Source organism: Candidatus Sneabacter namystus (assembly GCF_008189685.1).
Lineage (GTDB): Bacteria > Pseudomonadota > Alphaproteobacteria > Rickettsiales > Rickettsiaceae > Sneabacter > Sneabacter namystus.
The window spans coordinates 46002-59881 of the sequence record NZ_CP043312.1; the positions used below are offsets into that span (position 1 = coordinate 46002).

At 37.0% G+C, this 13880-nt stretch carries 9 protein-coding genes and 1 tRNA gene; 3 read left to right on the forward strand and 7 right to left on the reverse strand.

What is annotated here, in order from left to right; all coding sequences use genetic code 11:
• Window positions 1-301 precede the first annotated feature (301 nt).
• From groL to mutS, 3 genes are all read right to left on the reverse strand, one after another.
• Window positions 302-1954: a chaperonin GroEL gene (gene groL, locus FZC37_RS00175; RefSeq protein ID WP_148951727.1), complete on the reverse strand. Its 1653-nt coding sequence runs from the start codon at window positions 1952-1954 to the stop codon at window positions 302-304.
• A 64-nt stretch (window positions 1955-2018) separates the two neighbouring features.
• Window positions 2019-2315, reverse strand: a complete 297-nt coding sequence (locus FZC37_RS00180) for a co-chaperone GroES (RefSeq protein WP_148951728.1) — start codon at window positions 2313-2315, stop codon at window positions 2019-2021.
• Window positions 2316-2522: 207 nt separating this feature from the next.
• On the reverse strand, window positions 2523-5030 hold the full coding sequence (gene mutS, locus FZC37_RS00185) for a DNA mismatch repair protein MutS (protein ID WP_148951729.1): 2508 nt from the start codon (window positions 5028-5030) through the stop codon (window positions 2523-2525).
• An 83-nt stretch (window positions 5031-5113) separates the two neighbouring features.
• On the opposite strand from mutS, the gene rpmB reads away from it, so the two are divergent.
• The 3 genes from rpmB (at window position 5114) to FZC37_RS00200 (ending at window position 5787) form a co-directional block, all read left to right on the forward strand.
• The gene (rpmB, locus tag FZC37_RS00190; RefSeq protein WP_148951730.1) at window positions 5114-5419 is read left to right on the forward strand and encodes a 50S ribosomal protein L28; all 306 of its coding nucleotides are present in this window, start codon (window positions 5114-5116) and stop codon (window positions 5417-5419) included.
• A gap of 33 nt (window positions 5420-5452) precedes the next feature.
• A complete protein-coding gene (gene rpmE, locus FZC37_RS00195; RefSeq protein ID WP_148951731.1) occupies window positions 5453-5668 on the forward strand; it encodes a 50S ribosomal protein L31 in 216 nt (71 codons plus the stop codon).
• Between the two features lie 45 nt (window positions 5669-5713).
• Window positions 5714-5787 (forward strand) — tRNA-Met (locus tag FZC37_RS00200).
• Between the two features lie 72 nt (window positions 5788-5859).
• On the opposite strand, the gene FZC37_RS00205 is transcribed toward FZC37_RS00200, so the two are convergent.
• The 4 genes from FZC37_RS00205 to rpoC all read right to left on the reverse strand — a co-directional run bounded on the left by FZC37_RS00205 (window position 5860) and on the right by rpoC (window position 13868).
• On the reverse strand, window positions 5860-6531 hold the full coding sequence (locus FZC37_RS00205) for a hypothetical protein (protein ID WP_148951732.1): 672 nt from the start codon (window positions 6529-6531) through the stop codon (window positions 5860-5862).
• A 56-nt stretch (window positions 6532-6587) separates the two neighbouring features.
• Window positions 6588-8048: an HlyD family type I secretion periplasmic adaptor subunit gene (locus FZC37_RS00210; RefSeq protein ID WP_148951733.1), complete on the reverse strand. Its 1461-nt coding sequence runs from the start codon at window positions 8046-8048 to the stop codon at window positions 6588-6590.
• Between the two features lie 12 nt (window positions 8049-8060).
• Window positions 8061-9764, reverse strand: coding sequence for a type I secretion system permease/ATPase (locus FZC37_RS00215; protein WP_148951734.1), 1704 nt, complete (start codon window positions 9762-9764; stop codon window positions 8061-8063).
• Window positions 9765-9827: 63 nt separating this feature from the next.
• Window positions 9828-13868 (reverse strand): DNA-directed RNA polymerase subunit beta', encoded by a 4041-nt coding sequence (gene rpoC / locus FZC37_RS00220; RefSeq protein WP_148951735.1) that lies wholly within the window; start codon window positions 13866-13868, stop codon window positions 9828-9830.
• Window positions 13869-13880: the final 12 nt, after the last annotated feature.

The following is a 13880-nucleotide window of genomic DNA, read 5'->3' on the forward strand; positions in this document are numbered from 1 at the left end:
GTAACACAAAGCCTAAAAAGTATTCAATCGCATTGGACAGAAAGTAAAAAAATATACAAAGCCAGCAAGCTAAGTTCCCCTTTGCAAAACCAATAAAGAGAGCCAACAGAAGCATTGTATAAAAGAAATGCTACATTGAAAATAACATTATCAACAAAGCATTAAGCATCTATCACTAGAAATTTGGTTGTAGACAATTTTATACAAGATTGACACGCAAAAGAGTATTTCAGATAAGACAAAAGGGGCGTAATATGCACTACAACAACTCGGCCCCCTTTTATCCTTTTATCCTTTTATCTTAAAAACCCATATCAGAAGGCATACCTCCTCCGCCAGGCATTCTATGTCCGCCACCTGCATCTGATTTAGGTTCAGCCTTGTCTGCTATCACCGCAGAGGTAGTAATTATCAAACCAGCGATAGAAACAGCGTCATTTAAAGCAATTTTCACCACTTTAGCAGGATCAACTATTCCAGATTTCAGCATATCAACATACTTCAACTCTTGCGCGTCAAATCCCATATTATGATCATCACCGTCCGCAAGCTTTGCAACTACAACAGAACTTTCACACCCTGCATTCTCAACAATTTGACGCAGAGGTGCCTGTAATGCCTTTTGCAAAATTTTCACTCCAACTGTCTGATCTTCATTATCACCTTCTAACTCATCTAACACTTTAGCAGCGTAAAACAGAGCAACACCTCCTCCAGGTACGATACCCTCTTCCACTGCAGCTCTTGTTGCATGTAATGCGTCCTCTACTCTATCTTTTTTTTCCTTCACTTCTACTTCAGTATGTCCTCCTATCTTTAATACAGCAACACCACCTGAAAGTTTTGCAAGCCGCTCCTGCAGTTTTTCTTTGTCATAATCAGAATCTGATTCTTCAATCTGATTACGTATCTGATTAATCCTGGTCTCTATATTAGCTTTATCTCCAGCACCATCAACAATAGTAGTACTATCTTTTGTAATAACCACCTTACCTGCGCTACCAAGCATACCTAAGTTCACACTTTCTAAGGTCACCCCAATATTTTCCGTAATCACCTGACCAGCAGTTAACACAGCAATATCCTCAAGCATAGCATTCCTTCTGTCACCAAATCCGGGAGCCTTGATTGCAGCAACCTTGAGACCGCCTCTTAATTTGTTGACAACTAACGTAGCAAGGGCTTCTCCCTCAACATCCTCAGCAATAATACACAAAGGTCTTCCTGATTGCACTACACCTTCAAGCAACTTGATCATTGGCTGCAACGCCGTGAGTTTCTTATCTACTATCAAAATATACGGTCTTTCTAGCTCCACCACCATTTTCTCTGAATTAGTAACAAAGTAAGGAGATATGTAGCCTCTATCGAACATCATACCTTCCACTACTTCTAGTTCGGACTCAACTCCCTTACCTTCATCTGCCGTAATAACACCTTCCTTACCAACTTTTTCCATAGCGTAAGCTATCTTACCCCCTATTTCTTTATCTCCATTTGCAGAAATAGTAGCCACTTGCTCTATCTCATCTCTAGAGCTAATTTGCTTTCTGATAGAATCTATTTCTTTCGAAATCGCTTGAGCCGCCAAATCAAAACCTCTTTTCAAGTCCATCGGATTACGCTCTGCAGCTATATGCTTTTGAGCTTCTCTAACTGCTGCTTGAGTCAAAACAGTGGAAGTTGTCGTTCCATCTCCAGCTATGTCTGCTGTCTTGCTTGCTACAGCTTTTACCAACTGAGCTCCAACATTTTCTACTTTATCCTCAAACTCTATAGACTTCGCCACAGTTACACCATCTTTTGTAATCTTAGGAGCACCGTAGGACTGCTCTATTATAACATTACGACCTCTCGGGCCTAAAGTCACTTTCACAGCGTCTGCTAGAGCGTCTAACCCTTTTAGCATACGTTCACGCGCAACCGCGTCATAATGTATCAACTTTGCTGACATATAAAATCACCTTCTTCTATATTTTTAATATCAATTAATTACAAGTTCTTACTCAAAAGTACGATCAATCACGCATTACAGCTAATATGTCGGACTCTTTCAAAATAACAACTTTTTTTCCATTCAACTCTATTTCATTACCTCCCCATTTTGCGTAAGTAACTAAATCACCCACTTTAACCATCAGAGGTAAAATTTTTCCATCATCAGATCTATAACCACAACCCACAGCCACAACTGTACCTCTAATTGGCTTATCTTTTACTGTATCAGGAATAATTATCCCTCCTTGTGTTTTTTCTTCTTGCTCAAGTGGCTCAACTGCAACTCGTTCATAAAGAGGTTCTACACTTTTTGCCATATGTAACCTGTTATTTTATTTACTATTTAAATCATGAATATCAGCGAAGAAACAAGATTCACCAATACATCGTCAACGGCTTCATATAGAAACCAAATTTAAAAATTCAATAGACAAAAGAAAACATTTTTACAAATCACTCAAATAAGTGAACATTGAAAGAATCTAAACAAGACACTATTGAAGTTATTATCAAGATAATAAGATTCATTCTTTCAAATTAAGCACAGACCCTTGATTTTGTAAAATAGTTAATAATGCTTTTGCTCTATCTACAATTTCCTTAGGGACGCCAGCAATTTGAGCAACATGAATACCATAAGATTTATCAGCTATACCCTTTTGCACAGAATATAAAAAGGATACAGAGTTTTCACTTTCTCTAACACACAAAGTATAATTCACAACATTTGGCAAAGATTCAGATAATTGTGTTAGTTCTTGATAATGCGTAGCAAAGAGGCATCTAGATCCAATGTGTTTCGATATATATTCAAGACACGACCCAGCAATAGAAATACCGTCATAAGTAGAAGTTCCACGCCCTACTTCATCTAAAATAACAAGAGAGCGTTCTGTAGCATGTGATAAGATAGCGGCAGTTTCACACATTTCTAGCATAAAGGTAGACTGCCCCATTGCTAAATCATCTCCTGCTCCTATACGGCAAAACAATTTATCCACGACCTGAATAATAGCAGATCGAGCAGGAACAAAAGAGCCTATCTGAGCCATTAAAACTATCAAAGCTACCTGTCTCATAAAGGTACTTTTGCCCCCCATATTAGGCCCTGTAATGACAAAAACACGCTCATGATCTGTAAAATAGCAGTCATTTGGCACAAAATGAGAAGCCTTCTCTGACATTACTTTCTCTACAACTGGATGACGCCCCTGTCTAATCATTGTTGCACATTGTTTTTGCACTAAAGGCATGACATAATTTTCATCTATAGCTTTTTTTGCAAAAGCTATAAAAACATCTAACATTGATACACCGCTAGCAACAGAATTGATTGCACCTTCTTCTTGCCGTACAAGACATGCTAAATTATCTATTACCAATTGTTCTACAGACATTAATTGCTGTCTTAACAGCGCCATCTTTTGCTCTAAATCAGTCAATTCAGCAGTAGAAAATCTAACATGATTAACAGTCGTTTGTCTGTGAGTAAAATAAGAACTCACCTTACTTGCGTGCTTTACTGGCACTTCTAAAAAAATACCTATAATGTTGTTATGCTGAATCTTTATGCTGTCTATGCCAGTCATAGCAATATACTTAACACGTAGCGAATTTTGTTCGGCGATAGCGCTTTTTAGCTCCTCATTTAATTCCCCTAATTTAGAATGGTAAGAAGGATTGATAAAACATTCTGAAGAAGATGTAGATGATAAATCTTTTACCTGAATAGCTGACGTTATTTCATCTATTACTGATACATTAACCTTCAGGTTACACAACAACTCTCTTAACAAAGTAGGTATATCGGAACCACATTGCTTAAAAATTAACTCCTTCATCTTCAAAGCTGCTAACAAACTATTACGCAGACTTAAAAAATCCCTTAACACCATCTTATTCATAAAAATCCTAGTCAACACTCTATCTAAATCAGATATACAATTAAGGTAGTTACGTAACTTATCCAACAATTCAACTCTTAAGTATAAAAACTGAGTCAATTGTAATCTATTATTTATAACAACCTCATTTGCAGAAGGATTTTTAAGATATTTAAAAAGTAGTCTACTCCCTCCTTTTGTAAGCGTGCAGTTTAAAATACTAAAAAGACTTACACCAGAAGTTCTAGAAGACACTATTTCTAAGTTACGCTGGGTAGATACGTCAATACGCATTAGATCATCATTCCCCATTAGTTTTGGAAAAGGAAGATTGATCTTATTGGTATCAACTAAACCAATATAAGACAATACTCCTCCAAGTGCAGATATTTGGAACTTACTTACTTCTCCCATAAAACTTAAAGAAGAAACAGAGTAAAAATCCTCTATCGTTCTTACAGATTTTAGATAATCAAAATAACTGTTGGAATAAATTACCAATTTTTGTTTGTATATATCATATATCTCTTTAAACTCATCTAATTCAATATCTCCTTTCCTCATTATCAACTCTTTAGGCTGTAACTTCTCAAGCTCTTGCAAACACTCAGCTACCTCAACCTCAAAAACACCAATCTCACGCACACCAAAATCTAGAAAGCAAATTGCACACTTACGCAACTTTGCATCATAAACCACACATACAAGATAATTAGGTAACGATGTATCAATCATAGACTCTTCTATAATAGTACCAGGAGTAAATATCCTTACTATCTTTCTATTAACTAAAGCCTTGCTACCACGTTTTTTCTTAGCCTCTAAAGGAGATTCTGTTTGTTCACACAATGCTACGGTATGACCAGATTTGACAAGTTTACAAAGGTGATTATCTAAAGAGTGGAAAGGTATACCACACATAGGAATTTCACCCGTGCTTTTATCCCTACTAGTTAACACAACACCTAATATTTTGCTAGCTGTTACAGCATCTTCAAAAAACAATTCGTAAAAATCTCCTAAACGGAAAAGTAACAGACTATCTTGACACTTATATTTAACCTCAACATACTGACGCATTAAGGGATTAAGATCATAATACCCATATTTAATCTTAAATTGCTCTGTAATACACATATTATCATTCATTGAAAGCTCTCTTGACCATATGTTCTTTATTATGTACTATTTGTTAGCTTTTTTATACATTTTGTAGGACAATTAGGACAATCATGACAAGACGTTGCGAGCTCACTGCAAAAAGTGTCCTGCATGGACACAATGTATCTCATTCTGAAAGAAAAACAAAAAGAACATTCCTGCCGAATTTGCAAAATAAACGCTTTGTGAGTGATACGCTAGGGTTGAAAATTAAGCTTCGTGTAGCTACAACAGCAATTAAATCAGTAGAAATAAAAGGAGGATTAGACACGTATCTTTTAAATACAAAGGACTCTTTTCTCTCTAACAAGGCTCGTAAACTAAAAAAATTGCTCCACGGGATAAAAATACAAAAAATTATAGATAAACAACAGTAGGACCCACAATCCGCTGAAGAGTTAATATGCGTTATGAAAAAAAATATACATCCTGAGTATTCAGAGATCACAGTTAAAATTGGTAAGGATGAATTCAAGACTATGTCTACTAGCAGTAAAAAGACACTTTTTATGGATGTAGACTTTAGACAACACCCTGCCTGGACTAAGAAGGGAGTAGTAGATGCAGGCTCTCAGAGCAGCGTTGTTAATAAATTTCAGAAAAAATATAAGGACCTAGGATTTTAGCCTTGAGTAAGCGTGGTTTTCATGTTAGAAACTAAGGGCAAATGCCGCGGAGTGGAGCAGTTTGGTAGCTCGTTAGGCTCATAACCTAAAGGTCGTAGGTTCGAATCCTGCCTCCGCAACCTTGTTTTTCTTTTGTGTATGTTTTCCCACATCAGATATCTCTGTCGACAGATTATAAAAAATATCTCTAGTCATAATATCGACAGGGAAACTCCTATACCTGGCACAAAGGCATAAAAATCTTTACACTTAATTAGCCTAAGTAATACTGGGGTAAAAGAAACAGACGCCATACCTACAGAAAATTTAACCCCCATCTCAAAAGCACAAAAGATACCATAATCATTATTTAAGACACTGGTATCATCTTTTTTTTGAAAGCCAAATGGAGTGGAGCCTCTGTTATTAGGGTGTACACATATAGCAGGACCTATTTTACCTCCTATATAAACATTACTCATCCATGGCAAATAACACCGACCTAAAATGTAAGGAGCCACGTACGCCAATTTATGCCCCTCATCTTTTAATGCTTTCAGTCTATTTATTTCTAAGAATTTTAAAACACCACCAGTAGATGCTCCCACTCCAGCTTCTAGAACACTAAAACTAGAACTCATCTCCAGATCAAAGGTAGTCATATATTCACGTGCACGATATATGTCAGTTACTTTTCCTGTAACGCCAGGACATAAGAGCTTCTGACGATGGAAATCATAACCATCCCCTTTAATCATAATACTAAATGAAGGAGCAACACTGCACGAAATCGTAGCGCTCGATTTATAAAACGCAATAGAAAGGGCAAGTATAGCAACAGACAAAAAATACAACTTTCTTAAATAATTAAGTGTACATTTCATAATCTTGCTTGTTAGTTAGTTATTATCTTAATTCGATCAATTTGCAATTGTCCCCTTTACCTCTCTACCATAGCTGAAAATGCCTGATCTAAAATAGGATCCAGCAAGTATCGTAACATAGTTCTTGTACCAGTCACAATTTGGATATCTGCAAACATTCCAGGCACAATCTTCATACCTCTTGGAATAAGGAAAGCATCTAATTCTTTTTGATCCATCTTGATTTTTGCAACATAAGCATATTGCTGCTGCATGCCGACATTTTCTACAACAATGTTAGGAGAAATCGAAACCACTTCTCCATGAAAAACAGGGGAAGTACGAGTTTTAAAAGCCACAAAACGTATTTTAGAAACTTGCCCTACTCTAACAGCATCTATATGCTGTGGGTTAATTTTAGCCTCAACAATCATTTCACCATCAGTAGGAGTAACTTCAGCAACAAAACCACCTGGATTTATAACAGAATCTTGTGTAACAAAGTTCACTATGCCAGAAATAGGAGCCTTAACAAACCTTTCTTCTAAATACTCCCTTGCAACATCATACCTTTCTTTTGCCTCTGTAAGACGCACCTTTACTTCTTTTAGCTCTTTCAATACTTCTTCAAATCTCCTATTACGTACATCTTGCTTTCGTAATTTCGAGCATATTAATTCCTTTTCTAAAACCATAATCTCAGAATTTATAGACGCAAGATCCGCCTTTGCCTTCTCATGTTCAGCCTCAGCCGTAGCTGCAGTCATTTTTGCAACAAACCCCTCTTTTTCTAACTCTTCATTAACATTCAAGCGTTCCTTAGTTACTTTAATATTTTGCAGATAAGATATTTTTGTAGACTTAGCAGAATCTAATTTCTTACTGCATTTGGAAAATTCTTGATCTAACAGCATTAAGTGGTTGTTCATTATACCTTCCATTTCCTTGAAAATTTTTGTCTGAACATCAATAAACTTAGATACTAAAGGGTTCTTTGCATTCTTTAACAAAATCCTATCAAAATTAATTTCATCTAGCCCGTCTCTTTGTGCTACAAGCCTATTTTCTAGAGCAATACAATCCAAATACCTCTCAAGACACAAAGAGTAATTTACTTTATCATCTGTACATGCAAGCTCTAATAAAACCTGACCAGAACTCACGTAATCGCCTTGTAATACACAAAACTCTTCAACTTTACCTCCTTTATGATGCTGTATCCTTTGCTTATTTGCCTCAAATTTTACTAACCCAGAAGCATGAGCTGCACTATCTAATGGCGCCAAAGATGCCCATAAACCGCCACAAAAAACAAAAATTAAAACTACATATACACCAAACATTATAGGAGCTCTAGCGTATATCATCACCTCTCCTATTGAAGCTGTATCTCTATTGACGATAAAACAAGCGCATTGATCCACAAATACTGCACTTTTACCAGCTAATTTTACTAAACTTCTAGTATGTCTACGAGCGTACAATTGCATTTGACGCACTAACGTAGTTTTACGCTTCTTTGCTTTAGTGTTTTCCATGATTTCTACACATTAGGATTTAGGCAGTACGTCTTGTACCGGACCGTAGGATGTCACAATTCCCTTATTCAAAACTAATACTTTATCCGCAACAGATAAAATTGAATGCCTATGTGAAATAACAACAATGGCAACACCATGATGCTTTGCAGTCCTAACTGCAGAAGATAAAGCATCTTCACCAGCAACATCAAGGCTGGCATTCGGTTCATCTAATACCAAGATTTTTGGGTTACCAAAAAACGCCCTTGCAAGAGCAACTCTCTGACGTTGCCCACCAGACAATCTTGCCCCAGCAACACCGATATCAGTATTATATCCATCACTTAAATTTGTTATCAACTCATGAGCTCCCGACATCTTAGCTGCTTTTACTACCTCATCAATTGAAAAATGAGGTTTCATACGAGCTATATTTTGCGCAACAGATCCATTAAATAGCTGTACGTCTTGAGGCAAGTACCCTATTTCCGGCCCCAACACATCTCTATGATGCTTGTGCGCTTCCAACCCATCAATTTTCACAACACCATAAGTAGGTACCCACACACCAGTTAACAATCTAGCAAGGGTAGATTTACCACTAGCACTACTTCCTATAATTGCTAACACCTCTCCCTGCTCTACCATAAAAGATACATCTTGCAATACGTAACTACCCACCTGTCCAGGATAGGCAAAATATACCCTCTCGATAACAATTATACCGTTTTCTATAGGGACAGGAGCAACATCACTACGAGGATCAGCATGAGAAAGTACATTATCTACACGCTTATATGCTTTAACAGCATCATTAAGACTTTGCCACAAACCAACAAAATTATTAAATGGAGCTAAAGCCTTCCCAACTAAAATAGAACTAGCGATCATCCCACCTGTTGTCATCTCTTGAGTAGTTACCACTACATATGCAGCAACGCCAGTTACAAACATTTGCAGCAAACTTCTAATAAACGCAGAAACATTCGAGATAATACCATTCCTATAACTTGCAACACTTTGGCTCTCCAAAGCTGCCTTCTGAGCCAACTTCCAAAATTCTGCAACATTATTCACCATTCCCATAGCCTCCACTACTTCGGCATTCCTAGAAGCGATCTCTAAGCGTGCAACACTCTTATTCATATGATCAGAGGACTCACGTAATTTTGCCTTAGTGATAATGCTATTGAGAAATGCAAAAAATATTATCAATACCGCACCAACCACAGCAATGATACACATATAAGGGTGTATCATATACAAAACTACCAAATAGGGAACAGTCCAAGGAGCGTCAAATATGGCGTTTATACCAGCACTAGTTAAGAAAATTTTCACAGTCTGGAAATCTCTTAAAGTCTGTCCACTTTGTAAAGTCTTAGTCCTTGCCTCAGCAACTATCACCTTCTTGAAAATTAAGTAAGAAACTTTTACATCAAGCCACTTACCTATCTTAATCAAAGTAAAAGAACGTGCCACTTGTAGCATGCCCAAAACACAATGCACCATTGCCATGATAAGGGACAGCATCAACAACGTAGCCCTGTTACCACTACCAATAACCCTATCCAACACTTGCAAAGAATAAAGAGGAGTAATTAATGAGAGCATATTCACTATAAGAGAAAAGAAGAAGACAACGATAAGTGCCTTCCTTACATCACCCAAATAACGCTTCAGCAAATCTCCTTCTTTCTCTCTCTCCGCAGATACAAGAGTAACATTACCCATAATTTCGTGGTGTCTAATTAAACTTAAATTCGATAGCGGTCATATTATCATAATTAATTATTATTAACCACCTTTAACCTTCCTAGAATAAAAACCAGTTCCAGCTGGAATTAGTCTACCTGTAATAACACTTTCTTTAATGCTCTTTAAACAGTCTACTTTGCCAGATACAGCAGCCTCCGTCAAAACTCTAGTAGTTTCTTGGAATGCGGCTGAAGAAATAAATGAAATATTTTGTGTAGCGGCCTTTGTAATACCAGAAATTATAACCTCACCTTCTGCACCACTTCCGCCTCGCTTTACTACATCTGAATTTACATTTTCAAATTCTGTTCTGTCAACTTTTTCTCCAACCAAAAATGTAGTATCGCCCGCATCAAGAATCCTAATTTTTTGTAACATTTGCCTTACTATTATTTCAATATGCTTATCATCTATTCTCACTCCTTGTAATCTGTATACAGACTGAACTTCTCTTATCATATATTCAGCCAACGCTCCGGTTCCTTTAATACTCAAAATATCTTGTAACAAAGGAGAACCATCTACAAGAATGGATCCTTTCAGCACTCTTTCACCATTACTACATTCTATATGCCTACCTTTAGACACGCTATATTCATAAACTTTCTTCCCATCTTCACTAGTCAAAACAATAACTCTCTTTCCTCTAGATTCATCTTTGATCTCCACACATCCATCACATCCTGCCATAATACTAGTAATTTTAGGCTTTCTTGCCTCAAAGAGATCGGAAACACGAGGCAACCCTCCTGTTATATCACGGCTTTTCATAAACTCTTTTGGTATACGTGCCAACATGTCACCAGCCTTAACTAAAGCCTCATTTTCAACAAGTAACAGAGAATTGATAGGTAGGTAAGAAGAAAATTGCTTTGTGTCAGAAACAATCTCTAACATCGGCTGCAATTTACTACTACTTCCAACATCTGTCACAACAGACCTAGAAATACCAGTAGATTCATCAAAACTACTACTTACGTTATAGCCATGCTTGATATCATGAAACACCACCTTTCCTTCTGCTTCAGAAATAATTGGAATATTGTACGGATCCCATTCAGAAAGCCTTTCTCCTGTTTTCACTTTTGCTCCATCTTTTACAAGTAATAGAGCCCCATAAGGAACAAAATATTTCGCCATTTCTATAGAACCACGTTCCATGATAGCTATCTTGCAAGTTCTACTTAGTACAACAACATCTCCTTCGGAATTTATTACACTATTACCATCAATTATCTTCACGGTCCCCGAAACACTTGCATCAATATATGACGACTCTGCTTTTTTTGTCGAAGCTCCTCCTATGTGAAATGTTCTCATAGTTAACTGTGTTCCAGGCTCACCTATAGACTGTGCAGCTATTACACCGGCAGCTTCACCTACCGCTACGATAGAACCAGAAGATAAATCCAGACCATAACACATAGCACATATTCCATCTTTCGCTTCACACGTTAAAGCAGAGCGAATATAAACGCTTCTTACACCAGAATTTTTAATTACCTCCAAAGCATCTTCTGTAATAACTCCCCCACCATTTAAAATAATTTTACCACTTCTCACATCTTTTAAATCACTTGCAAGCACTCTACCCATTAACCTCTCTATCAATGGTACTACTACTTCACCAGAGCTGGTCAAATCCCTAACTTCTATTCCTACACCAGTTTTACAATCTTTTTCGACAACAACGCAATTAAGAGCAACATCAACTAACCTTCTAGTAAGGTAACCAGAGTTAGCTGTTTTCAAAGCCGTATCCGCAAGACCTTTTCTTGACCCATGAGTAGAGTTAAAATACTCAGACACAGTAAGACCTTCCTTAAAATTGGAAGTAATAGGGACCTCTATAATTTTTCCAGAAGAAGTATTAATCAACCCCCTCATTCCAGACATCTGTTTTATCTGAGTAACAGAACCTCTAGCTCCAGATGTGGACATAGCATACATCGGATGAAGATTGTCTATAGAATCAGTACTATCTTGGTACTTTATAGATTCGATCAAATCTTGAGTTACTAACTCTGTACAGTGAGTCCACGCATCAATAACCTTGTTATACTTTTCACCCTGTGTAATTAATCCGTCGTAATACTGAGACTCAAATTCTTCTACTTGTTGTTGAGTATCTGCCACATATTTGTCTTTAAACGCCGGAGCCACCATGTCCCCCATACCTAAAGATAAACCAGAACTACCAGAATATTTGAAACCTATTTCCATTAAATTATCAGCAAAAATAACAGTTTCTTTCGTGCCATATAAATCATGGGTGGTTTTTATAAGTAACGCTATATCACTTTTAGTTAAAGTTTTATTAACCACAGAAAAAGGTATCTTATCTCCACTCGGTAAAATACGACTAAAAATCAATCTACCTGGCGTAGTAACAACAAATTCAGACACGCCATTTTGCACAATTTTATACTTAATTTTGTCATGCAGTTTTACCTCGCCATAATGAAGAGCATACTCAACATCACGCATACTAGCATAAATTTTGCAATTTTGTTTATCACTACCTATCATAGTTGTAAGGTAGAATATGCCCAATATTATATCTTTATCAGCCATAATTACAGGCTGTCCATTAGAGATACTGATAATATTGTTTGTGGACATCATAAGCACCCTAGCCTCCATTTGAGCTTCTATAGACAAAGGTACATGCACAGCCATTTGATCTCCGTCAAAGTCAGCATTAAAAGCTAAACATACAAGAGGATGTAAAGTAATCGCCTTACCTTCTACCAACACAGGCTCAAAAGCCTGTACGCTCAATCTGTGCAATGTAGGAGCTCTGTTCAACAGCACAGGATGTCCTTTAACGACCTCTTCTAACATATCCCATATTTCTGGGCGGCCACTTTCCACCATTTTTTTAGCAGCCTTAATACTGCTTGCTATACCATAACCTGTCAATTTCGAGTATAAAAACGGCTTAAATAACTCCAACGCCATGTTTTTAGGAATACCACATTCATGCAACTTTAATGTAGGCCCGGCAACAATTACAGACCTACCAGAATAATCAACACGCTTACCTAGCAAATTTTGTCTAAACCTGCCGCTTTTTCCCTTCAGCATATCTCCTATAGCCTTCAAAGGCCTTTTGTTAGAACCTTTTACCTTTTCCCCCTTACCATTATCCAGCAAAGCATCTACAGCCTCTTGTAGCATACGCTTTTCATTGGAAATAATGATATCAGGAGCCTTCAAGGCCAATAATCTTTTTAGCCTATTATTACGATTTAAAACTCTTCTATACAAATCATTAAGATCCGAAGTAGCAAACCTACCCCCATCCAACATAACTAAAGGACGTAACTCAGGAGGCATAACAGGTAGAACTGTTATCATCATCCATTCAGGTTTATTCTTTGATGAAATAAAGTTTTCTACTATCTTTAATCTTTTTACAATCTTCTTTCTCTTAATTTCAGATTCACAACTACTTAATTCTTTCCTTAAACTAAGTTGCAACTCACCCAAATCTAAATTAGATAACATAGTTTCTACAGCCTCTCCCCCAATAGAGCTTTCAAACCCTTCTTCTCCGAACTGATCTCTAGCCTCTTGTAACTCATCCTCTGTTAACAACGTACCTACCTCTAAAGGAGACACACCAGAATCTATCACGACATGAGATTCAAAATATAAAATTTTCTCTAAATCCTTAAGAGACATATTCAATAAACCACCAATACGGGATGGTAAAGAACGTAAAAACCAAACATGAGCAACAGGAGCCGCAAGAGTAATATGACCCATCCTTTCTCTCCTTACTCTAGAAACAGTCACCTCTACACCACATTTGTGACACACAATACCACGATATCTGATCCTTTTATATCTACCACAGAGGCATTCATAATCTTTTACGGGTCCAAATATTTTTGAGCAAAATAAACCACCCTTTTCAGGTTTAAACGTCCTGTAATTAATAGTCTCTGGTTTTAAAACCTCCCCATATGACCAAGATTTAATAGTATCAGGTCCAGCTATACCTATTCTCATGGAACTAAACTCCCCTTCAACACGATTTTCATCGCCAAAAAAACCTAAACCACTTCTAGACATACAAAAGATTAC